The 21,270-nt window shown below is 51.3% G+C and carries 24 protein-coding genes and 1 pseudogene; 3 read left to right on the forward strand and 22 right to left on the reverse strand.

Annotated elements, in window-relative coordinates; translation table 11 throughout:
* The first annotated feature begins 322 nt into the window (after positions 1-322).
* Positions 323-478: a hypothetical protein gene (locus tag J3348_RS06595; protein WP_005945627.1), complete on the forward strand. Its 156-nt coding sequence runs from the start codon at positions 323-325 to the stop codon at positions 476-478.
* A 54-nt stretch (positions 479-532) separates the two neighbouring features.
* Here J3348_RS06595 and J3348_RS06600 read toward each other — a convergent pair whose 3' ends face one another.
* From J3348_RS06600 to J3348_RS06670, 16 genes are all read right to left on the reverse strand, one after another.
* Positions 533-1,432: an NAD(P)H-hydrate dehydratase gene (locus J3348_RS06600; RefSeq protein ID WP_207698589.1), complete on the reverse strand. Its 900-nt coding sequence runs from the start codon at positions 1,430-1,432 to the stop codon at positions 533-535.
* A 1-nt stretch (position 1,433) separates the two neighbouring features.
* Positions 1,434-4,034, reverse strand: a complete 2,601-nt coding sequence (locus J3348_RS06605; protein WP_207698590.1) for a TetM/TetW/TetO/TetS family tetracycline resistance ribosomal protection protein — start codon at positions 4,032-4,034, stop codon at positions 1,434-1,436.
* 230 nt (positions 4,035-4,264) lie between these two features.
* Positions 4,265-5,791 carry a 2,3-bisphosphoglycerate-independent phosphoglycerate mutase gene (gene gpmI, locus J3348_RS06610; RefSeq protein WP_207698591.1) on the reverse strand — a complete coding sequence of 509 codons (1,527 nt, stop codon included), beginning with the start codon at positions 5,789-5,791 and terminating at the stop codon, positions 4,265-4,267.
* A 97-nt stretch (positions 5,792-5,888) separates the two neighbouring features.
* Positions 5,889-6,659, reverse strand: coding sequence for a triose-phosphate isomerase (gene tpiA, locus J3348_RS06615; protein WP_005945612.1), 771 nt, complete (start codon positions 6,657-6,659; stop codon positions 5,889-5,891).
* 107 nt (positions 6,660-6,766) lie between these two features.
* Positions 6,767-7,975 (reverse strand): phosphoglycerate kinase, encoded by a 1,209-nt coding sequence (locus J3348_RS06620; protein WP_005945608.1) that lies wholly within the window; start codon positions 7,973-7,975, stop codon positions 6,767-6,769.
* 331 nt (positions 7,976-8,306) lie between these two features.
* The gene (locus tag J3348_RS06625; protein ID WP_207698592.1) at positions 8,307-8,489 is read right to left on the reverse strand and encodes a hypothetical protein; all 183 of its coding nucleotides are present in this window, start codon (positions 8,487-8,489) and stop codon (positions 8,307-8,309) included.
* Between the two features lie 41 nt (positions 8,490-8,530).
* Entirely contained in the window at positions 8,531-8,716 is a 186-nt protein-coding gene (locus J3348_RS06630; RefSeq protein WP_207698593.1) for a hypothetical protein, read from the reverse strand.
* A 4-nt stretch (positions 8,717-8,720) separates the two neighbouring features.
* On the reverse strand, positions 8,721-8,945 hold the full coding sequence (locus tag J3348_RS14465) for a phage antirepressor KilAC domain-containing protein (protein ID WP_347565374.1): 225 nt from the start codon (positions 8,943-8,945) through the stop codon (positions 8,721-8,723).
* 334 nt (positions 8,946-9,279) lie between these two features.
* Positions 9,280-9,453 carry a hypothetical protein gene (locus J3348_RS06635; protein ID WP_223385778.1) on the reverse strand — a complete coding sequence of 58 codons (174 nt, stop codon included), beginning with the start codon at positions 9,451-9,453 and terminating at the stop codon, positions 9,280-9,282.
* 7 nt (positions 9,454-9,460) lie between these two features.
* A complete protein-coding gene (locus J3348_RS06640) occupies positions 9,461-9,871 on the reverse strand; it encodes a BrnT family toxin (RefSeq protein ID WP_223474369.1) in 411 nt (136 codons plus the stop codon).
* A 145-nt stretch (positions 9,872-10,016) separates the two neighbouring features.
* The gene (locus J3348_RS06645; RefSeq protein ID WP_207698594.1) at positions 10,017-10,331 is read right to left on the reverse strand and encodes a helix-turn-helix transcriptional regulator; all 315 of its coding nucleotides are present in this window, start codon (positions 10,329-10,331) and stop codon (positions 10,017-10,019) included.
* 60 nt (positions 10,332-10,391) lie between these two features.
* On the reverse strand, positions 10,392-10,781 hold the full coding sequence (locus J3348_RS06650; protein ID WP_207698595.1) for a hypothetical protein: 390 nt from the start codon (positions 10,779-10,781) through the stop codon (positions 10,392-10,394).
* Positions 10,778-11,596, reverse strand: a complete 819-nt coding sequence (locus J3348_RS06655; RefSeq protein ID WP_207698596.1) for a hypothetical protein — start codon at positions 11,594-11,596, stop codon at positions 10,778-10,780. Before J3348_RS06655 ends, J3348_RS06650 begins: the two co-directional genes overlap by 4 nt.
* A gap of 14 nt (positions 11,597-11,610) precedes the next feature.
* On the reverse strand, positions 11,611-13,434 hold the full coding sequence (locus J3348_RS06660; RefSeq protein ID WP_207698597.1) for a recombinase family protein: 1,824 nt from the start codon (positions 13,432-13,434) through the stop codon (positions 11,611-11,613).
* Positions 13,431-13,922 carry a hypothetical protein gene (locus J3348_RS06665; RefSeq protein ID WP_207698598.1) on the reverse strand — a complete coding sequence of 164 codons (492 nt, stop codon included), beginning with the start codon at positions 13,920-13,922 and terminating at the stop codon, positions 13,431-13,433. Before J3348_RS06665 ends, J3348_RS06660 begins: the two co-directional genes overlap by 4 nt.
* Positions 13,906-14,895 carry an AAA family ATPase gene (locus J3348_RS06670; RefSeq protein WP_207698599.1) on the reverse strand — a complete coding sequence of 330 codons (990 nt, stop codon included), beginning with the start codon at positions 14,893-14,895 and terminating at the stop codon, positions 13,906-13,908. Before J3348_RS06670 ends, J3348_RS06665 begins: the two co-directional genes overlap by 17 nt.
* 268 nt (positions 14,896-15,163) lie before the next feature.
* Here J3348_RS06670 and J3348_RS06675 point away from each other — a divergent pair, with 268 nt between their 5' ends.
* Positions 15,164-15,508 (forward strand): helix-turn-helix transcriptional regulator, encoded by a 345-nt coding sequence (locus J3348_RS06675; RefSeq protein ID WP_207698600.1) that lies wholly within the window; start codon positions 15,164-15,166, stop codon positions 15,506-15,508.
* Between the two features lie 150 nt (positions 15,509-15,658).
* Here J3348_RS06675 and J3348_RS06680 read toward each other — a convergent pair whose 3' ends face one another.
* The 4 genes and pseudogenes from J3348_RS06680 to J3348_RS06695 form a co-directional block, all read right to left on the reverse strand.
* Entirely contained in the window at positions 15,659-16,120 is a 462-nt protein-coding gene (locus tag J3348_RS06680; protein ID WP_207698601.1) for a hypothetical protein, read from the reverse strand.
* Between the two features lie 16 nt (positions 16,121-16,136).
* On the reverse strand, positions 16,137-17,744 hold the full coding sequence (locus tag J3348_RS06685) for a recombinase family protein (RefSeq protein ID WP_207698602.1): 1,608 nt from the start codon (positions 17,742-17,744) through the stop codon (positions 16,137-16,139).
* 302 nt (positions 17,745-18,046) lie between these two features.
* Positions 18,047-18,304: a DUF6870 family protein gene (locus J3348_RS06690; protein WP_207698603.1), complete on the reverse strand. Its 258-nt coding sequence runs from the start codon at positions 18,302-18,304 to the stop codon at positions 18,047-18,049.
* A 33-nt stretch (positions 18,305-18,337) separates the two neighbouring features.
* A pseudogene (locus J3348_RS06695) lies at positions 18,338-18,730 on the reverse strand (ATP-binding protein); the annotation flags it as partial.
* A gap of 305 nt (positions 18,731-19,035) precedes the next feature.
* Here J3348_RS06695 and J3348_RS06700 point away from each other — a divergent pair.
* Positions 19,036-19,863, forward strand: coding sequence for an alpha/beta hydrolase (locus J3348_RS06700; RefSeq protein WP_207698605.1), 828 nt, complete (start codon positions 19,036-19,038; stop codon positions 19,861-19,863).
* 131 nt (positions 19,864-19,994) lie between these two features.
* On the opposite strand, the gene J3348_RS14205 is transcribed toward J3348_RS06700, so the two are convergent.
* Positions 19,995-20,774: a hypothetical protein gene (locus J3348_RS14205; RefSeq protein WP_242702901.1), complete on the reverse strand. Its 780-nt coding sequence runs from the start codon at positions 20,772-20,774 to the stop codon at positions 19,995-19,997.
* A gap of 1 nt (position 20,775) precedes the next feature.
* Positions 20,776-21,159: a VOC family protein gene (locus tag J3348_RS06710; protein ID WP_207698606.1), complete on the reverse strand. Its 384-nt coding sequence runs from the start codon at positions 21,157-21,159 to the stop codon at positions 20,776-20,778.
* Between the last annotated feature and the right edge of the window lie 111 nt (positions 21,160-21,270).

A 21,270-nucleotide genomic window follows, 5' to 3' on the forward strand; every position in this document is an offset into this window, starting at 1 on the left:
CTGGCGCCCGGCCGAAGCGGACAAAAGAAAAAAGACCCAACAGAATGACCCCGTGTACAATTTCTCCCGGAATCATAGTATCTGGCTACAATTCACCCAAAAGAAAAGGTATTTGTCATTCCATCAGATCCTGCCTGCATTACCAGTAACATGTCCAACTGGATATTGTGGTATTAGTATATCAATCCTCTTTTCGTTTTTCAATATGACTTTTTCACAAAATAACTCTTAAAAAATTATGAAGTTCGCACATTCATTTGTTTTTTCACATAGCTGTCGGTGTGTGCTCGTGTACTCCTTTCACCGCCTGCACTGATGCCGATTGCGCATTGCCGCCGATGTGGCATCCAGTGAGCCTGCAGAGCCGGGCCGTGAGGTGCGCTGCCCCGGCATGGGCGAGCACCGCAGCCGCAAGGAGAACATGGAGCTTGGCATCCCGGTAGCCGAGGAAAAGTGGGCCGAAGTGCTGGCGATGTGATGCAATGTTAAAAGGGGTGTCTCTTCGGCAGACAGAGAGACACCCCTTTTCTTTTTATCTGTGGTTTTCCGCAAATATCCGGCCCAGCTGGGACAAGATATCATGCGGCAGCATTCCGTACTCGCCAAGCGCAGCAGCGGCACGGTCGGCAGCGGCACCGTGCAGATACACCGCGCAGGCCGCAGCTTCGTATGCAGGCAGGCCGCAAGCCAGCAGGGCCGCCGTCATACCGGCCAGTACATCTCCGCTGCCGCCCCGGGCAAGACCGGGGTTGCCGGTAGAGTTTGTGCACACGCGGCCATCTGGTGCAGCCACCACGGTACGGCAGCCCTTGAGCACCACCACGGCGTTCCATTTTTCTGCATACTGGCAGGCAGTATTTTCACGGTCCGCATTGATCTGCGCCACCGAAAGCCCGGTGAGCCGGGCCATCTCGCCGGGGTGCGGGGTCACGATCAGCTCTCCCGCCGGGTGTGGCAGCGTTTTGCCCTCAGCCAGCAGCTGCGCGGCGGCGTTCAGGCCGTCCGCATCCAGCACCGCGCTGCCTGCAAAGCCGGGCAGCAGCTTCTGCACCAGCGTGCGTGTCTCTGCCGCGCGGCCTGTGCTCTGGGCTGTACCGCCAAGGCCCGGGCCCAGCAGCAGCACCGTCGCCTTCTGGCGCTGGAGCTGTGGAATGCTCTCCGGTGAGATGCCGCCTTCGGCCCCCGCCACGCAGGGACACAGGCAGCATTCCGGCAGGCGGGCCACCGCAGCTGCCAATACCGGCTCCACGCTGGCCAGCGTTACCATGCCCGCACCGGTGCGCAGCGCACCCTCGGCAGCAAGCAGGGCCGCACCTCGGTAATATGCGCTGCCTGCCACAGCCAACACGGTGCCAAAGCTGCCCTTGTGGCTGTCGCGCGGGCGCGGCGGGATGTTGTGCCAGACAAATTCGGATGTGATCTCGGTTGACATTTTATGCTTCCCCCTGCACCAGTTTGCGGATCTGCTTTTCCACATTCTGCACTTCCTCATGGAACATGCGGGCGGAGACACGCAGCGCGCCGTGGCCCAGAATGATGATCTGCTCCATGCCGTCGGAAGTAGCCACACGCACCCGCCGCCCCTTGCCGATCTCATGAGTAACGTGCTCGATGAACATATCGGCGGTTTCAGCTTCCTTGGTGTAGACCACATGGATATTGTGGTACTGCTCAATGCTGCCGGGGCTGCCCGGCACACGATAGGCATCGAATACAAGAATAAGATTGCACTTCTGGTAGCCCTGATAGTTGCACAGAATATCCATCAGCTTGTGGCGGGCCGCTTCCAGACTGTCCTTTGCAAGGGCGTTCAGCTCATCCCACGCAAAGATGATATTGTATCCGTCCACCAGCAGATATTCGGGCAGGATTTCCCACTGCTGGGCATCAAAATCCGGGCGTTCCCGCTTTTGCACCGGGCGGAATGCCGCCAGCGGGTCCCGTTTGATGGGGCCATAGGTGCGCTCGAAGATTTTGAGCAGCTCAGCATCCTCTTCCAGTGTTGCGCGGTAAGCCGCTGTCTGGCGCTGGGGCACGGCCTGCGTCTCCTGCTCCGGACTTTTGCTTTTTCCCCAGCCGCTGTCCACATGCATGTGGCTGCGCACCTGATCCCAAGGCACCACAAAGCCCGCGCCATGGGCACAGAACACCGAATCTGCCGGGTTGTCAAGGTCGTGCTCCGGCTCGTAGCCCACAGCTTCAATGATCTCCGCCGCATTGTGGCAGGGCCGGTAGCCGTCCAGCGTCAGGGTCAGGTGTCCCCGGCCCCGGGTATAGCCCACCACCTCCATGGGGTAGCTGCGCATGGTGGCCACCGGTGCAAAACCGGTGAGCACAGCAGCCTCTTCCCCGCTTTCTGGCGGGTCAAAGCTGCCCTCCATGCGCTGGATATCGGTCATGGCACGGCCAAGGTTCTCCACCGGCACTTCCAGCCGAAAGGCATACCATGGCTCCAGCAGCTGGCTTTTGGCCAGCATCAGGCCCTGCCGCACCGCGCGATAGGTGGCCTGCCGGAAATCTCCGCCCTCCGTGTGTTTGAGATGGGCGCGGCCCGCAATGAGGGTGATCTTCACGTCCGTCAGCGGCGCACCGGTCAGCACGCCAAGGTGCTGCTTTTCTTCCAGATGGGTCAGCACAAGGCGCTGCCAGTTCTTGTCCAGCACTTCTTCCCGGCAGTCGGCGGCAAACTGCATCCCGCTGCCGCGGGGCAGGGGCTCCAGCTTGACATGCACCTCCGCATAGTGGCGCAGCGGCTCGTAGTGGCCCACGCCCTCCATAGGCTCCGTGATGGTCTCCTTGTACAGAATGCCGCCGGGGCCGAACTCCACGTTCAGGCCAAAGCGCTCTGCCAGCAAACTGCGCAGCACTTCCAGCTGCACCTCACCCATGAGCTGCACATGGATCTCGCCCAAAGTCTCGTTCCATACCACATGGAGCTGCGGCTCCTCTTCTTCCAGCCGGTGCAGCTTGCCCAGTGCCGCGTGCACATCAGCCCCCTCCGGCAGCAGCACCTGATAGCTCAGCACCGGTTCCAGAACCGGCACATCGCTGTCGCGTTCCGCGCCAAGGCCCTCGCCCGGGCGCGCCTTAGTCAGGCCGGTGACGGCGCACACCTGCCCCGGGCCGATGGCTTCCGCCAGCGTATACTTTACGCCGGAGTACAGCCGCAGCTGGTTTGCCTTTTCCTCCCACGGCTCACCATCTGCTTCGCCGGAGAGCTGGGCCTTTACCTTCAGTTCGCCGCCAGTCACGCGCAGCCATGTCAGGCGCGTGCCCTGCTCATCCTGCGACACCTTAAACACCTTGGCACCAAAGGCATCCAGCGCGGGAGCCGGACGGGTATAGCGGTCAATCCCGTCCAGCAGAGCGTCCACGCTTTCCAGTGCATCGTTTTCGGTACGCCGCAGCGCCGAACCGAACCAGCACGGGAACACATGCCGGCGTGCAACGGCCGGGATGATGTCCGCATCGGTCAACTGCCCGGCATCCAGCATCCGATCCATCAGGTTTTCGTCACATAGGGCCAGTGCTTCGTCCCGGTCGGCCTGCGGCACATCAAAGGCCACAAAGCCCTCGCCCAGACGGTGGTTCAGCTGGGCGAGCAGCTCTTCCCTGCTCTTGCCGGGCAGGTCCATCTTGTTCACGAACACAAAGGTGGGCACATGGTAGCGCCGCAGCAGCCGCCAGAGCGTCTCGGTGTGGCTCTGCACGCCGTCGGTGCCGCTTACCACCAGCACAGCATAGTCCAGCACCTGCAGGGTGCGCTCTGTCTCGGTGGAAAAATCCACATGTCCGGGGGTGTCCAGCAGGGTGATATCCGTTCCGCCCGCCGTCAACAAGGCCTGCTTGGAAAAGATGGTGATGCCGCGCGCTTTTTCAAGCGTGTCGGTATCCAGAAAGGCATCCTTGTGATCCACGCGGCCCAGCTTGCGGATCGCGCCGGAGCGGTAGAGCATGGCTTCCGAAAGGGTGGTCTTGCCGGAGTCCACATGGGCAAGGATGCCCAGAACGATTTGTTTATGCGTTGTTTCCATCCGCTTCTCCTACAATCAAAAATTCATTTTTATTGTAGCACGGATGGGGAAAAAAGAAAAGTTTTTGATTTAGAATGGGTTCGAAACCCAAAAACGCAATTTATCTTATCGGCTTTTCGCGTGAAAAAACAGCTCTGGAAAATCCGCAGATTTTCCAGAGCTGTAAATATAAGAATAACAATTCCGCTATTCATAGCCAAAGCGAACGCGTCGGCCATTTTAACGGTCAATTACTCCACGATGATGCTCTTGCCGGTCATTTCAGCAGGCACGGGCAGACCGATATACGGCAGCATGGTGGGAGCGATATCTGCCAGACAGCCGCCCTCGCGCAGCTTCACATCGCCGCAGCCAACAGCCACAAAGGGCACCACGTTGGTGGTGTGTGCGGTGAAGGGGGTGCCGTCCGGGTTCATCATCTTCTCGGCGTTGCCGTGGTCGGCGGTAATGAAGGCGCAACCGCCGGCCTTCAGCACAGCGGACACCACCTGATCCACAGCGGTATCCACAGCCTCAACGGCCTTGACCGCAGCATCGAACACGCCGGTGTGGCCCACCATATCGCAGTTTGCGAAGTTCAGGATCACCACATCGTACTTGCCGCTCTCGATGCGCTTGACGCACTCGGCAGCAACCTCGGGGGCGCTCATCTCGGGCTTCAGGTCATAGGTGGCGACCTTCGGGCTGGGGATCACGCAGCGGTCCTCGCCCTCGTAGGGAGCCTCCACGCCGCCGTTGAAGAAGAAGGTGACATGAGCGTACTTCTCGGTCTCGGCAATGCGCAGCTGAGTCTTGCCATTCTCGGACAGGTACTGGCCCAGAACGTTCTTCAGCTCCACAGGCGGATAGGCGACCTCACAGTTGGGCATGGTGGCATCATATTCGGCCATGCAGACATAGTTCACCTGCTTGCGGCCGCCGCGGCGCTCAAAGCCGGTGAACGCATCGTCGCAGAAGATGCGGGTCATCTGGCGGGCACGATCGGGACGGAAGTTCATGAAGATCACAGTGTCGCCATCCTGCACGCGGCCGCCCTCACAGGTGACGCAGGGCAGAACGAACTCGTCGGTCTTGTCTGCTGCATAGGATGCCTCGATTGCCTCGGCAGCGTTGGCGGCATGATTGCCCTCGCCGTAGACAAAGGCAGCGTATGCCTTTTCTTCACGATCCCAGTTGTTATCGCGATCCATGGCGTAGTAACGGCCGGAGACGCTGGCGATCTTGCCGATGCCCAGCTCGTCCAGCTTGGCCTGCAGGTCGGCCAGGAAGCCCTTGCCGGAGTGCGGGTCGGTATCACGGCCATCGGTGATGCAGTGCAGGTAAACGTTCTTTGCACCCAGATGTTTTGCCATTTCCAGCACGCCGAACCAGTGGTCAGCGTGGCTGTGCACGCCGCCGGTGCCCACCAGGCCCATCAGATGGATGGCCTTGCCGGCATCGATGGCAGCCTGCATGTTCTTGACCAGAACAGGGTTCTGGAGCATCTCACCGTCCTTGATGGACTTGGTGATCAGGGTCAGCTGCTGGTACACGATGCGGCCAGCGCCCATGTTGGTGTGGCCAACCTCGGAGTTGCCCATCTGGCCGTCGGGCAGGCCGACTGCCATGCCGGAAGCCTCGATGGTGGTCATGGGGTACTTTTCCATCAGAGCATCCAGATGGGGGGTCTTGGCGGCCACCACGGCGTTGCCGTAGGTCTCGCCCGGCACCCAGCCGAAGCCATCCATGATGCACAGAAGAACAGGTTTCTTTGCCATAAAATTGAATCTCCTTTGAATTTAACAAATCAGCGCCCGGCACAGCGCTGGAAATGCGGCGCAGCCGGGCGCTGAAACAGCTGATTTAAACCGTCGATCAGCCCTTGGTGGCTGCGTTGACGATGACTGCAAAGTCAGGAGCCTTCAGGGATGCGCCGCCGATCAGGCCGCCGTCCACGTCCTTCTTGCTCAGCAGCTCTTCGCAGTTCTTGGCGTTCATGCTGCCGCCGTACTGGACAGTGGTAGCCTCGGCAACTGCCTCACCGTACACCTCGCCGATGACCTTGCGGATCTGGCCGCAGACTTCCTCAGCCTGATCGGCGGTAGCGGTCTTGCCGGTGCCGATGGCCCAGATGGGCTCGTAAGCGATCACGACATTTGCCATCTGCTCAGCGGTCACATCACGCAGAGCGATCTTGGTCTGCATACGCACCAGCTCTTCGGTCACGCCCTCTTCGCGCTGCTGCAGGCTCTCGCCCACGCAGATGATGACCTTCAGACCGGCGTTCAGAGCAGCCAGAGCGCGCTTGTTCACGGTCTGGTCGGTCTCGGCGAAGTACTGGCGGCGCTCAGAGTGGCCCACAATGACATACTCCACGCCCAGATCTACCAGCATGTCAGCGCTGATCTCGCCGGTGAAAGCGCCGGACTTCTCGAAGTGAACATTCTCAGCACCCACATGGATGTTGGTGCCCTTGGTCTTTTCCACAGCGGTGACCAGATCGGTATACGGGGTGCAGATAACCACCTCGCAGCCTGCGTCCTGCACGGCGGGGACCAGCTCATCCACCAGAACAGCAGCCTCGGAGGCAGTCTTGTTCATCTTCCAGTTGCCTGCAATGATAGCCTTACGCTTTGCCTTATCCATGATACTCTATCTCCTTTATTTACCTTCTATCGTGCAGAAAGCTCTGCACAAACAAAAAGATGCGGCGGCGCTAAAGCCGCCGCACCCATTATGATGCCGGGATCAGATTATGCGTTTTGAATGACTGCGATGCCGGGCAGCTCCTTGCCCTCCAGATACTCCAGAGAAGCGCCGCCGCCGGTGGAGATGTGGGTCATCTTGTCGCCCAGACCCATCTGCTGCACAGCTGCTGCGCTGTCGCCGCCGCCGATCACGGTGGTAGCATCGCTCTCAGCCATAGCCTTGGCAACTGCCAGAGTGCCAGCTGCCAGAGTGGGGTTCTCGAACACGCCCATGGGGCCGTTCCACACAACGGTCTTGGATGCCTTGACAGCATCGGCAAACAGCTTCATGGTCTCGGGGCCGATGTCGCAGCCTTCCATGTCAGCCGGGATCGCGGTGACGGGAACAACAGTGGTCTCAACCGGAGCGTCGATGGGATCGGGGAAGTCCTTGATGCAGACAGCATCAACGGGCAGCAGCAGCTTCACGCCCTTCTCCTGAGCCTTGGCCATCATCTCCTTGCAGTAATCCAGCTTGGAATCGTCGCACAGGCTCTTGCCGACCTCGTAGCCCTGAGCCTTGACGAAGGTGTAAGCCATGCCGCCGCCGATGATCAGGGTATCGACCTTCTCCAGCAGGTTGGAGATAACATTCAGCTTGTCTGCGACCTTTGCGCCGCCCAGAATAGCAGTGAAGGGACGAACGGGATCGTTCACAGCGTTGCCCAGATACTTGATTTCCTTCTCCATCAGGTAGCCGACAGCGGTATCCTTGATGAAGTCGGTGACACCTGCAGTGGAGCAGTGTGCACGGTGGCAGCTGCCGAATGCATCGTCAACATATGCATCAGCCAGAGAAGCCAGCTCTTCGCTGAACTCAGGCATGTTCTTGGTCTCTTCCTTGCGGAAACGGGTGTTCTGCAGCAGAACGACATCGCCGTTGTTCATGGCAGCAACAGCAGCCTTTGCGTTCTCGCCCACAACGTTGTCGTCGTCAGCAAACACAACGGTCTTGCCCAGCTTTGCGCTCAGAGCCACAGCAACGGGTGCCAGGCTGAACTTTGCCTCGGGGCCGTTCTTGGGCTTGCCCAGATGGCTGCACAGGATGACCTTTGCGCCATCGTTGACCAGCTTCTGGATGGTGGGCAGAGCTGCATTGATGCGGTTCTCGTTGGTGATCACGCCGTCCTTCATCGGGACGTTGAAATCGCAACGGACAAGCACCTTCTTGCCGCAGTAGTTCTGATCGTCGATCGTCTTCTTACCTAAACCCATGGTAATAAACTCCTCTCAAGTTTTAATTTCTGAACTAGAGTTTCGCTCGCATTCGGGGGATCTTGCCCCGTTACTCTACTATTATAAACAAAAACCGTGCACATTGCAAGGTAGCAAGATAGATAATAGTTTAACAAACATTTGCCGCTGATGCACGGAAATGTGTGTATTTTGACCGAAAGCCGCAGCCTTACCGTGTTTTCCGGCAGAACATTCCGCAAATGCGGTCATACATTCCCCATATGAACTTCTGGTTCCGCTGATCCCGCTCAAAAATTGCTTCCACACCAGCATAGCCGCTCGCCTTATACTTCCTGAAAATATTCTGCTTTCAGAGGATTATGCTCTGCTTTCCTCTCTTACATCGGTTCTGTCCTCCCATCTTCTTCGACTGCTGTTTCTGCTTCTCAATCTCTGCCAGCAGCTTTGTCAGTGCTGCTTTCAGAATCTGTGCCGAGATTTTTCCGCCTTTGATGCACAGTGCCATCGTTTTTTCGTTTACTTCATCCTGCACCTGCGCCCTCCTTTCCGACCAATGATTTTATTCCAAAGGCATCAGACACTGACTGTGCCTGATACCGGAGGAGCCTTATCGCCAAAGACCGAGCGGAATTTCTTTCTGCACTGGTGCATCATGTAACCGCACTCCCTACGGTATCGGCAGGAAATGCAGGGATGGTCACTGTCCGTTCCCGGACGCTGGCGCATCATACGTTCAAACGAGCTATTCGTAAAGTTCATAGGTTCAACTCTCCTGTTCTGCCATCGGAAGAATCCCACGCCGTTTCAGTTCATGGTATAGGAACTTCCTGCCTTTGTGCGTCCATGCCGTATGCAGCTTTTCCACTGCACTGCCATCACTCCGATGGAGCCGGAAACCAAGGTTTGCAGTATATCCCTTGTCTTGATGCTTTACATTCTCCTCACTTTTCTCTTTATAAAACAGCAATAAGCCTACGGCGGGTCGCACAAAGGCAATCCACCGTAGGCTTGAACTCTCCTTCAATCTTTATTTGCTGCTCCTTTTTGTGGGTCAAAACAGAGCTTCCAAAAGCCTCCTACATATAACCCCCAGGATTTCCCGCTTCTTGCAGTCTTTTCAACAAATAAACTTTTGAAGGACAACTCAAGCTGTCAAAACCCTTTAGTTATCGTAGTTTTTCTTGGTTGACCCTATGCGGTTGTCAAGCAAGGAACAAAAAATTTACAAAAAAATAAGCCCTACAAGGGTTTCAGTCGGTTCCGAACCGATCTGAGCCTTGTAGGGCTTACTTGCGCTCTATACGTTCTTTTCTTGATTATGATTATGCTCCATGGGCATCCATTCTGTTACGCGGCGGATTAACTCTTCTAAATTTAACCGCCCGCTCAGGTGTGGTTTCAGGGCAATCCGCATCAAACGTGATTGGCATTTTCTTTGCCGCTTCCAGTTCTGCGAGTTCTTCTTTTGTAAATGCAAGTTCCTGTTTCAGTTCCATAGACATTTCACTCGTTTTTACCATAATAAAGCCCCCTTTCAAATTCGGTAGCCATTCGTGCCGAAATCAATCTTGTCACATCTGTTTTTGTACCGCTTTCTTCAATTCTTACTCGTTCAGTATATACAACAAATAGTATTTCATTCACCTTTCCGATGAACTGGTCTATATTGCCAATCAATGCACCCTCTGCTTTTTGAGAAATCCGTCCAGCAGAAGTATCGCCTATGGTGTTATATCGATCTTCGTCATAGCTATGATCCTCATCATAGAACTCGATTCGGTCATAGTCAAAGAAGATACGCGCTGCACTCTTAAATGAAATTCCGTGTTTTTTAATATTTATCTGATTTTTATTATCATCGTATTCAAAGGCCATTCCTCCCAGTGAGAAACTAACCATCCTGTTATCTTCCATCGGCCTCACCGCCTCTCTCCGAGCTTCATAATCTCCCTATTATGCTTTCATCTTACCATAAAACGCCTTGCATATCAAGCTGGCAGATGTAAACTTTTCAACATAGATTTGTCCATATTGCTCTTTCTTGGCATCATGCTGTCCTTTAAATCGATGACTTTTTTCTACTGGCAATCCCTTTGCCTCTCGTTGTCTTCACTTCTTCTTCAAGGTAATAGTCACCATGATAGAATTTAGAAACATCCATATCAAGAGCTTCAATTACTCGACACGCCAAGCCAAAAGAAGAAGTCAAAATATTTCTTTCCCCAGATTCCAGCCTTTGATATTGACGTAATGTTATTTTTGCGCGATCAGCAACCTCTTGTTGCGTCAGCCTTAATATTTGTCGTTTTTCCGATAAGACAGCCGCTGCCGTTGGAATTATCGTTTGAAAGCCATCTAAAATTCCGGCACTCATAGTATTAGCTCCCTTTATCACGTCCATTTGGACGTATTATACGACCAAATGGACGTGATGTCAAGTTGTACACTTTTGAGGCAAGAGGGCACTTTGTTCATCTTTTTCAAGCGAAATGATAACTGCATTTTTCTCGGCATCATACCGTCCTTTAAACTGATGGTCTTTTCCTGCCGCCAGACCATTTGCTTCCAGCAATACCTGAATGAACTGTATTCCGTTAATCATCATCCGACACTGCCCATCGGTCAGTAGCCTACCCGGGACCTTAAAGGACATGGGATGCTCCGCAGCACACGGCGTGATTGCAATAGCCTTCCGATCTTTCCTCTGCAAAACGCAGATATAGGCTGGACTTCCAAGAACACGAATAACATCTTTTCCCACGTTCATTCTCCGACTTTCAGCCGGAATTGTCACCAGCAAATTCATAATTCGTCCCGAATTCATGTCTGCATTCCTCTCTCAGCAATCTCATTGCCTGATTGTTGTACGTTTTCAAGCTGTTCCGGTAAATCTGGCGAAGGTATATTTTCAGATTCTTCACGTTGCGGAATCGGTATTGAAGTAGTGCCTGCTTCCCGTTCGGGCTCATCCAATACAGTAGAACTCTGATACCCAATGAAGTCCTCAAACATGTTCATCTGATGATCTGCAATATAGTCATTATAAGATTTTCCGATACGGTTCTTATAGGCATCCGGGAAGAATTTCATCTGCTTTTTCTTCATTTCACCAGTAAGCGGATCCGTATATTCCTGTGGCTTCGGGGTGAACATGATTGCTTCTTCCAAATCAAACAACATACAAAGACCCTGATCTGAATTAGCCACCCGTCCAAGCACTTTATAACGGCATTCCCGATTCCAGTTCATGAGCCTGAAGATATTTTCCACAAATTCCAATGATGTAATATCCTTATTCACCCAATTTTCGTCGTTCTGTCGTGCCCATTCAACAGACGCGCTGTCCTCTTCCGGGCACATAATCAACGCAAGCCGCTTCTTATTGGGGTGCAAAATCGGAAGGACATACTTGATTCCTTCAAAAAGCCGAATGCACGCCATATTAAATTTCATAACACCATATTTTATGCTCACTGCAGGTTTATTCAGCATGGAAAACTGGGTGCGCGGCGGAAGTTCATAGCCATCGAACTTTTCGTACTCCAGTTCTCTTTTATGTTCTTTCCGTATCTGTGCAAGTTCACGAATCAAGGAGATTTCCCGAACGCTCAGTTCCTGCGCCCTGCTTTTTTCTTCCATTCTATAAGTTCCTCCTACATCGACATCAAAAGATCATCCAGTTCACGTTGAACTTCATTTCTGCTTGGAATTGCACCAATCATGGGATTTTCTACGACTTGGCCAGATTCCATCACATCACTAACTGTAATGCTCTGAACCCATTTACTCCGATATAACCGGCATTTCAGATTCATCGAACAATTTTCTTGTTCATACTGATTTTTCCCAGTCAAAATCCGGGACTCATCTAATTCAAAAATCAGAAATTTTGCATTTCCCTGACCCCGGCAGATACCACGGCACTGGTAACGGCAATTCATTTTCCAGTTCAACGTTTGAAGAATCAGGCCAGAAAACGCTCTGGCTGAAAAGGCACTATGAACGTCATTGTCATCTTGCCAGTGCATCGCCGTTGAAGAGCCCTGATCGCTCTTTCGTAAAATCACGACCTGCAGAATCGGATGATAGAACAGTTCCACATATTCGCAGTTGTCCAGCCGGGTGTGGCAAGCCTTGCTGAAACGGATTCCATTTTTAGAAATCGTCATAACCGGGCTGCTTTGATTGATAAAACATATGCCAGATACAGTCAAATAATCAGATGGCAATGCCATATCCAACTTCTTTCCAGACCGCATTTCTGCCATCTTGTTCAGTTTCGCCACCTCTTCCGGCAGATAGGTGCTCAGGCAAAGGCTGCGGTTGCTTTCGGCATTGATACCGTTCCAGTTCGGATGGATACCCACAAAGCCTTTCAATGCTCCCTGTCGGATTACCACAATATCCTGCACACCGCACTTTTTGCTGCTGGATGCCACAAGATGTGCAGCCCGTGCAATCTCCGGCGAAACAATCGCTTCGTGATGTTCCGGGACATAGGCAGAGCAGCGATTCCCATTATTCTTTGTGACCTTGCCCAGCTTGTAGTCCACCACGATGCTCTTCCGGGCTTCCAGATCACCCCAGCGGCGTTCATTTTTCATGATGTTTGCTACCATCACACCGTTCCACTCCTGCCTGCCGCGCAGGGTGCTGCGCTTTTTCTGCGTCAGGATCATTGCAATCTGATCGTAGTTATACCCTTGAATAAATGCCAGAAAGATAAACCGCACCGTCTTTGCTTCTTCCGGCTCGATCACCAACTGGCCATCCTTAGTATGCCGATACCCCATCAGGTCAGCCACCGGGTACTGACCTGTCATAATGCGCTGATCATACGAAAGGATCATCCGGCGGCTCTTGTTGCCCGATTCCCAGTCTGCCAAAAGAGCCTGAATGTCAAGACTGTATTGACTGCTTGGATTCAGCGTGTAGATGTTTTCAGTTTCAAAGTACACGCCAATGGGATGTGCCAGGTGCATGGTTTTCAGGGCCGCGATCTGCGTCATGCAATCTGAAAAATTCCGAGCAAAACGTGAAATGCTGGCACAGATAATCAAATCCATCTTCTGGTCTTTGGCATCTCGCATCATGCGTTTAAACGCATCACGTTTCCGCAGCGATGTGCCGGATTTTCCTTCATCGCTGTAAATGTCCTGCAAATTCCAGTTTTCCGTTTCTGCAATCTTTTTGGTGTAATATAGAGTCTGGTTTTCAATGGAAGAAATCTGTTCTTCGCTAGAGGTGCTGACACGGGCATAAACCGCTACACGCTTCAGGTCACTGTCGTAAATCGACGGTGTCGGTTTCGCCGGACGAAAGTAGTCTTTTGCCGTTTTCTGGCCCTGTTCTGCCTGCTTATGGATTCTGTCTCGAATTTCAGCTTTTCTCTTTTCGGACTCCAAATGCCTACTCTGCCAGTCTGCTCCACACGGCAGCATGTCCACATCTTCTGCTGGGATATGTTCTACGTTCATTTTTCTTCAGCCTTTGTCATTTCATCTTCCAGTCGAATTCTCCACTCAAGATAATCTTTCCTTCGGATTGATGTGTATTTTTCGGCCAATTCTTTCAAGTTCTGACGCTGATTCTCAACATCAAGAATCGTGTCAATTCTCTGGTCGTCATCATCTGTAACAATGTCCACCCGCATCGGCAAATCAAACAGATATTTCAGCAGAAAACAGAAATCACAGGTATTCGCTGCAAGATAGGCCCTTGTCTGTGAAAAAATCAGATTGACGGCACCCTTTTTGCAATCTTTGAGCAGATGCACCATTTCCGGGCGTTTATAAATTTCCTTATTCCCTGTGATGTCAATATAGACACCAACCAGCTTTTTATCGCTATCAGTTTTAAACTTTTCAGCATAGTAGGAACTGTGATAGGCTACTGCTGCATCCTTAGCGCGTTCCCACAGTTTTGCAAGTTTCACATAGCCGCCAACCTTATACTTGCGATCCATTCATAGCACCTTCTTCCGGCTGAACGCTCCAATACCATTTCCGCTTTTTCTGGTAGCAGTGGATTCCCATTTCTGTTTTTACCATCCGCGCTACTCGTTTGCTGACACCTTCATTATCTAAGCGACAATACATTTCATTTGCGCTCATATCGCCTTTTTCAAGGAAATGCTTAATCCAGTAGACAGCTTTCTGTTGCTCGGTATCAAATTCAGGTTCGGTGTCCGGCTGTTGTTTCTCAAAGAGCTGTGGCCTACATTCAAGCCACTGAAAACCACTTTCGGCAGAAATAGAGAAACGGATGTCTTCTGCCGTAGACGCAAGACTGTTTTTGATTTGATGTACGATTCTTATATCAGGGTTCTCTGTATCTCGCTCCACCTGCAGGACGCTTCGTGCTGCTGCCACAACATCAATGCTGCCAAGGCTGCGGTACAGCCCTTTGGAGCCTTCTTTTTTATTGAGGTGCCCAATCAGAACAATAGCGCAGTCGTAGCCAGCAGCCCACATTCCAAGGCGGCGCATAAGTTTCCGTGCCCTGCCTGCGATCTGCAAATCTGAATCACTGCCAAGATAGGCCTGAATTGGGTCGATCACGACCAAGCGCGGCCGGAATTCAATGATTGCCTGACGGATGCGCTCATCGTCCAATGTAAGGCCGTTATAGACTTCTTCATTGATGAAAGCGATCTTCCCGCAATCTGCTCCGCAGCGTTCCAGACGGGGCTTTATCGTGTCTGAAACGCCATCCTCGGAGCACTGATAAATCACCTTTTGCGGCGCACCGATCTTACAGCCATCCGGGGTCTTACCTCCTGTTGAAAGTTCCGCAATCAGATTCATCATCATGCTAGACTTTCCATCGCCGGGATCACCCTGCAGCAGTGTGATTTTCCCGATTGCAATAAAGGGATACCACAGCCACCGTACATCCGTTGACTGAACTTCGCTATACAGTGTCAGCAGCCTTTCCATTTCGTTTTCCTCACTTTTTTGTAGTTTGGTTTCACGCTTTTATTATACGCTTGTCAGATATATTTTTCTGTGAACCAGCAGTTCACTTGTACCCTAAAATGTGAACTACTGGTTCACATTTTTGCCTCAGAAGCCATCTCCGCTAGAGGTGAAAAACGAAAATTCTGACTTCTATGTTGGCTGCTCTTTTCGTTCTTCTTGATTCGTTTTTCCATAGGCCAGATAATAAAAGTACTCTTATGCGGGCATTCGAAAGGAAGATTTACTTATGTCCGTCAATTATGTTGCTTTGGGAAAACGTATTGGTTATTTCAGAATGCAGTGTGGTAATATCACCCAGGAAGCCTTAGCCTCCAAAATCAATCGCAGTCGTGAATTTCTGGCCAAAATTGAAAAAGGCACAGAACACCCCAGCGTTGCCACTCTGGTCGATATTGCCGACGCCCTCTGCATTTCCATTGATGATTTGTTGATAGACAGTCTTCACTATTCCGTTTCAACTTCCAACACCGAATTGCATCGTCTGTTATTGGACTGCAACGGAACTGAGCAGGAAATCATTATCCGCACGGCGAAGGAGTTAAAGGCCACTCTTGTCAGCCTTGGAATTTAACATCCATCCGTATTAAAATCACAAAATAAAAAGGCCCGCATAAGCCGCAGACGCACCCTCGAATCATCTTGGGTGCTGTCTGTGGTTTATGCGAGCTTCGCTTTTATTGCCGGAACAATGTATTTACCTTAAATCAGGAAATCGCTGCACTTACTTTTCCTCATAACTGTTCAATGCATCCTCAAATGTAAAGCGAATTTTCACGCGTTCATCGTTGAAAACCTCAATGCGGTCAATAAAGGTTTCCACCACATTCTGTGATAAGTGCATCACATCGCCTGCTTCTTCTGCCGCGCTTACGACAGTCTGCAAATTATCAGCATCTTTCCTTACTGGCAGGAAAATTTGGTCTTTCTCGGTACGCAGCCTTTGAATCTGCTCCATTTTATCATCTTCCTGCACTCTGTAGGCATCTCTCTGCCGGATGAACTCTTCCTTACTCATATTCCCGTCGGCGTATTGCTCATACAGTGCAACGCGCTGTTTTACGATCTCTGCCTTTTCTGCACTCAGCTTTTCTTCCTGCCGTTCCAGTGCGGAAAAGCAAATACGGTGTTGTGCGTTCTCTGCTTCACGCTGCGCCGCACTTACTTTCTTGCTCACTCTTGCCATAAGTCACAGCCTCCTTTTAAGCAGACACTTCACGCTGCCCCATCTGCTTTTGATGCAGTTCTTCCAGCAGGTCTGCAATTTCATCCTGGAATCGGAACGTAATTTCCACCCGATTGCCCTCATACACTTCGATTTTCTCAATCAATTCGACAATCATCGGGCGGGTGATTTCTTCCAATTTTCGATACTTACGGTACACATCCAGAAACGGATAAGCGTTTGGAGTAGTCTGTAGGTTTTGCCGTTCTGCTTCCAGTTCTGTGATTTTGCGGTCATACTCTTCGATCCGCTTGCTGTACAGTTCGTTGTAGTTCAAAAAATCCTCCCGTGTGAGGATTTCCTCTGCGTAATCCCCATACAATTTTTCCTTAATGCCCTGTGTATGGGCCTTTTCTGCAGTCAGCTGCCGAATCTGCCGTTCGATGCGCCGCACACGGTAGGGTTCCTGCTGGGCCTGCCGGATGCCTTCTACAAACTCTGCTTCCTCCATCACGATCTGGATCTGCATCTGGAGCGCATTCCGCACAATGTTATAGAGCTTTTCATCCCGCAGATTATGGCTCGTGCAACTGCCTTTGTTCTGTTTGCTGCCGGAGCACTGATAATAGATGTACCGCTTTCCTTTATAGCTGGCCGACCTGCGTACCAGCCGACTGCCGCAGTCCCCACAGTAGAGAAAGCCTGCAAACAGGGCCACCGTTTCGGCATCGTTCGGCCTGCGAGTTTCTGTTTCCAGAATCCGCCGCACCAGTTCAAACTGCTCTGCCGGAATGATTGCTTCATGGGTGTTGTCCACGATTACCCAGTCCCTCATCGGCACGTTCATTTTCTTTTTGGAGCGATAGTCCAGTCTCCTTGTCTTTCCCTGCACCAGTTTTCCAATATAGACCTCGTTGTGCAGAATGCGGTCCACTGCTTTGGCGGACCATGGAGGCTCATCGCTCTTGCGGAAATGCAGGCTCAGCTTTGCACCGCTCTGCAACTTTCGTGCAGCCGGGGACGGCACCTTTTTCGCATTCAATCGGTCTGCGATGCTCTGATTATTCATGCCACTGATCTTCCAGCGGAAAATATCTTGCACTGTTTCCGCTGCCAGTTCGTCCACGATCAGCTTGGTATAATTGGCAGGGTCCTTTTGGTATCCATACGCTGCAAAACTTCCCACAAAATCGCCGCGCTTCCGCTTTACCGCAAGCTGACTCTTGATTTTGACGGAAATATCCCGACAGTAGGCATCGTTGAGCAGATTCCGCATCGGAACCATGATGGAATCGCTGGTCTTCCACGCAGATTGGCTGTCATAATTATCCGTCACTGCAATCAGCCGGACCCGCATGACCGGGAAAATACGTTCCAAATAACGCCCCACTTCAATGTAATTTCGTCCAAAGCGGGACAGATCTTTCACCAGAACACAGTTGATGGTCCCCTGCTCCAGTTCCCTGAACAGGTTTTGGAACGCAGGCCGTTCAAAGTTCGAGCCGGAGTAACCATCGTCCACAAACTCATCCACGATGCACAGTTCCGGGTGGTCTATGGCATAGGCTTCCAGTAGTGTGCGCTGGTTTGCAATACTGTCGCTCTCTGTCTTATCGCCATCCTCACGAGACAAGCGTAAGTACAAGGCTGTACGGTATCGGGTTGTATTTTGCTGTGTTCTCTTCTGCAAATTCATATCAGGGTATAACAAAAGCCTTCCACCTCCTTAACGAATCGGCAATACTGTTCGTCAGAGAAGCGAAAGGCTCCACATTTTCTATGTAGAACAATCCTACCGAGCAAGTTCTGCTCAGTTTGCACATTCCTATTTTCTTACCCACAAACAGCTTACCAGAATCATCATCCTTTGTCCAGTGCTTTATCGCATTAAAGTGCGAAATTTTCTGTGTGATTTTTCAGCAGCTTGCCGAAAGTTTCTCTGCCTTTTCAGCCGGCAGACTGAAAGCATCTGCCAATGCGCTCAGACAGTGTACTGCTCCCTCTCGGTGCAAAGTTCAGCTTCACAATGATTCCGTTGTCCAGATAGCAATAAGGATTTCGGACCTTATCCAGCAGATTTTTCAGCCTTTCCTCTTGTGGCAATCCGTGTTCCACTGCATCCTGCTGCAGTTCCTGCAGTTCAGACTGTTCAATCGTGCGGATGTCCCGATTCTTCATCTGGCGGATCTGCGCCAGCCAATTCATTCTGCCGTTTTCTTGCAATCGCGTTCCTCCCATTCAAGCCAGAAGTGTTTTCAGCAAGTTCAATTTTGCCTGTCCTATATCCTTTCTCATGCTGGGGCCTGTGCAGGCAATCGGGGTACACAGTTCCAGCAGACGGTCATAGATACGGGCGTGAGCGGTATCCTGCGGGTTTTTCAACTCCGTCAGGGTCAGGTTCGTGGTAACAATCAGTGGTTTCCTGCTGCGGTAACGGCTGTCGATAATGTTGTAAATCTGCTCCAGCGCATATTCCGTGCCCCGCTCCATGCCGAAATCGTCAATGACAAGCAACGGATAGCCGCAGAGCCTGTCCACGACTTCATTCCGCCCGGAAAAGGCGTTATTCAGTTCATTCATGATTCGGGCAAAATTCGTCATGCAGACGGCCACTTCCTGTTCCATCAGGGCATACAGTTTTGAAAATTTTACAAATTTGGACAAAAAGAAAAACGGCAAAGTTCAAAATCGAACCTTACCGTCATCCATAGAGATGTCTTATAAAGTAAAAATACTGCGGCAGACAGGTGTTGCGCCTGCTCATCGTGGACATATTGCTATTTTAACATTGTGTAACTGTCACTGATATTCATGCACTGAAAATTTTTGCAGATTACAGCAGTGCAGTTTCTATCAAGCTATTGCGTTTCTCTTTTTTCAGATATATAATTCAGACAAGCCAATTCGATTTATAGATTTTGTTGGGAGGTTTTCTCATGGCAAAAGATCGTATTGAAAGCAAGTATGTCACTGTAGCCCCCGGTGTGGAGTTACATATCTTGGAAAAAGGCGAAGGTAAACCGTTGGTCTTCATTCCCGGCCTGACCTTCTCTGGTGAGATTTTCAAGAACCAACTGGAGTATTTCTCCTCTGAATATCGTGTCATTGCTATCGATCCTCGCGGCCAAGGCTTTTCTGCCAAAACCGTGGATGGCAACGACTACCTGACCCACGGTCGCGATGTAGCTGGTCTGATTGATGCATTGGGTCTCAAAGATATTGTCCTGATTGGCTGGAGCACGGGCAACCTTGACACATGGAGCTACGTGCAGCAGTTCGGCAAAGACAAGCTGCGCGGCGTTGTGACTATCGATATGTCTCCGCTCCCGCTCTCCCCTGACCCGAAGTGGTGGACTGAGGGCACGATTGAAGAGCTGTCTCAGGTCGCCACGCAGGTGCTGACCTCTTCTCAGGGATGCCGTGAGTTCTTTAGCGAGTATGCGACTGGCGTCATGATCCAGCATAAGATGGAGCCTGATGAGCTGGAGTATCTGCTGGATATTTCCGGCCGCACACCATACTGGATCTGCCGTCAGCTGTTCTGCGACGCTGTGTTCTCCAACTATCTTGAAATCGCAAAAGATGTCGGTGCAACGATGCCCAGCCTGATGTTCATTGCAGAACACTGGCAGGACATTGCAAAGCCCTTTGTCGAAGCACAGCTTCCCGGTTACGACACCTACGTCATGGGCGGTCACCTGATGTTCTATGAGTACCCCGAAAAGTGGAACCGTGTTCTGGAAGACTTTTTGAATAAGCTATAATGTGATTTCAGCCGCCTGTGGTTCATTCCGCAGGCGCTTTTTTGTATAATTTTTGTATAATCTCCAGGAGTTCACGCAGTGACTCAAACATTGGGTGATGCTTCTTTCCCGCCCCCTCTGCGGCATCCGTGTCAGAACGATTTGTCGAATGCTTTCTTCATCTTTTCTTTTGCTTCATCCGGCACGTTGATCAGTCCGAACCGATAGAACATTCCGTATATATAGGTCACACCCCGGATATCGCCCAGTGCTTTCGGTCGTTCAACTACTTCTCCTACCTTTTTAATATGGCCCAGAGCTAGCCGCACGGAACTCCACGCCAGGCTTTTACTATTCTCTCTGCGATCGATCCACAGTTCTTTTGTGTACTCGCCGTTCCTGCCCTTTTTAATTTCGTAAGAGAATGGCAACCCGGAGTAGGTCTTAAATTTTACTCCAGTATAGGCCAAGACCACACCCCAGAAGTTTTCTTCTGTCGGATCAGCCCTCCACCGCTTCATCGCTCTGTATCTCCGCTGCCGCTCTGCTCCTACACTGATTTTCTCTTTTGATGCAGTACTTGGGAAATACACGCCTTTCTGATATGGTAGGTACGAAGTAACGGAGGCTTTGGAGAGTTGAAGCGCATTTGCGGTTGAGAGTATGGACGTTTTGTAGTCTTGTATTTCTCTATATTCTTCAAAAGTATCCTGTACCTTCTGCGCCACTTCCGATTCATACACACCGGCCGTGATGAGCAGTTTCCGTACCTTGATGGGATTTAATCCCAACTCATCTCCGATGGCCTGCAAGGACATCTCAGAATCATAATATGCCACAGCACTTTTCATCTGCTCTTTCAGATTCTTCCCAGCATCATACTCCGGTTTCAGCTTCTTCCGGCCACCGCCTGGTTTTCTTGTTTTCTTCATTTTACTCATGCAGCTCCAGCGGCAGTCCATCCGGGTCGTGGAAGAAAATCATCTTCTTGCCGGTGTAATCATCCACGCGGATTGGCTCACATTCAATCCCAACTTCTGTCAGTTCCATCACCGTCTGCTCTACACTCTCTACACAGAAAGCAAGATGCCGCAGCCCACATGCTTCCGGACGGTTCACACGCATCGGCGGGTTTTTCTCAGCGAAAATCTCCAGTTCTGTGTGCTCATTGACACGCAGATCCAGCTTCCAATCCTCGCGTTCCGGGCGGTAGTTTTCTCTGATGACAGAGAAGCCCAGCTTGTTCACATAAAAATTCTTTGCAGCTTCGTAGTCAGATACGATGATTGCAATGTGGTGTATTTTTGATAAATTCATTTTGCTTACGCTCCATTTCTTTTATTTCCGTTTTATTTCCGTTATAAACTATACATTAACTTTCAAAAAATACCGTGTGAACTCCTGGAGTTCAGTTTGTCCACACGGCAT

The organism is Faecalibacterium sp. Marseille-Q4896 (genome assembly GCF_017377615.1).
Classification (GTDB): Bacteria; Bacillota; Clostridia; order Oscillospirales; family Ruminococcaceae; genus Faecalibacterium; species Faecalibacterium taiwanense.

Excerpts from the sequence above, each read along its gene's own strand:
- J3348_RS06600 (WP_207698589.1), bottom strand. The coding sequence starts at position 1,432 with ATGTCAACCGAGATCACATCCGAATTTGTCTGGCACAACATCCCGCCG.
- J3348_RS06605 (WP_207698590.1), bottom strand. The coding sequence starts at position 4,034 with ATGGAAACAACGCATAAACAAATCGTTCTGGGCATCCTTGCCCATGTG.
- gpmI (WP_207698591.1), bottom strand. The coding sequence starts at position 5,791 with ATGGCAAAGAAACCTGTTCTTCTGTGCATCATGGATGGCTTCGGCTGG.
- tpiA (WP_005945612.1), bottom strand. The coding sequence starts at position 6,659 with ATGGATAAGGCAAAGCGTAAGGCTATCATTGCAGGCAACTGGAAGATG.
- J3348_RS06620 (WP_005945608.1), bottom strand. The coding sequence starts at position 7,975 with ATGGGTTTAGGTAAGAAGACGATCGACGATCAGAACTACTGCGGCAAG.
- J3348_RS06630 (WP_207698593.1), bottom strand. The coding sequence starts at position 8,716 with ATGAACTTTACGAATAGCTCGTTTGAACGTATGATGCGCCAGCGTCCG.
- J3348_RS06635 (WP_223385778.1), bottom strand. The coding sequence starts at position 9,453 with ATGGAACTGAAACAGGAACTTGCATTTACAAAAGAAGAACTCGCAGAA.
- J3348_RS06640 (WP_223474369.1), bottom strand. The coding sequence starts at position 9,871 with ATGGAAGATAACAGGATGGTTAGTTTCTCACTGGGAGGAATGGCCTTT.
- J3348_RS06645 (WP_207698594.1), bottom strand. The coding sequence starts at position 10,331 with ATGAGTGCCGGAATTTTAGATGGCTTTCAAACGATAATTCCAACGGCA.
- J3348_RS06650 (WP_207698595.1), bottom strand. The coding sequence starts at position 10,781 with ATGAATTCGGGACGAATTATGAATTTGCTGGTGACAATTCCGGCTGAA.
- J3348_RS06655 (WP_207698596.1), bottom strand. The coding sequence starts at position 11,596 with ATGGAAGAAAAAAGCAGGGCGCAGGAACTGAGCGTTCGGGAAATCTCC.
- J3348_RS06660 (WP_207698597.1), bottom strand. The coding sequence starts at position 13,434 with ATGAACGTAGAACATATCCCAGCAGAAGATGTGGACATGCTGCCGTGT.
- J3348_RS06665 (WP_207698598.1), bottom strand. The coding sequence starts at position 13,922 with ATGGATCGCAAGTATAAGGTTGGCGGCTATGTGAAACTTGCAAAACTG.
- J3348_RS06670 (WP_207698599.1), bottom strand. The coding sequence starts at position 14,895 with ATGGAAAGGCTGCTGACACTGTATAGCGAAGTTCAGTCAACGGATGTA.
- J3348_RS06675 (WP_207698600.1), top strand. The coding sequence starts at position 15,164 with ATGTCCGTCAATTATGTTGCTTTGGGAAAACGTATTGGTTATTTCAGA.
- J3348_RS06680 (WP_207698601.1), bottom strand. The coding sequence starts at position 16,120 with ATGGCAAGAGTGAGCAAGAAAGTAAGTGCGGCGCAGCGTGAAGCAGAG.
- J3348_RS06690 (WP_207698603.1), bottom strand. The coding sequence starts at position 18,304 with ATGAATTGGCTGGCGCAGATCCGCCAGATGAAGAATCGGGACATCCGC.
- J3348_RS06700 (WP_207698605.1), top strand. The coding sequence starts at position 19,036 with ATGGCAAAAGATCGTATTGAAAGCAAGTATGTCACTGTAGCCCCCGGT.
- J3348_RS14205 (WP_242702901.1), bottom strand. The coding sequence starts at position 20,774 with ATGAAGAAAACAAGAAAACCAGGCGGTGGCCGGAAGAAGCTGAAACCG.
- J3348_RS06710 (WP_207698606.1), bottom strand. The coding sequence starts at position 21,159 with ATGAATTTATCAAAAATACACCACATTGCAATCATCGTATCTGACTAC.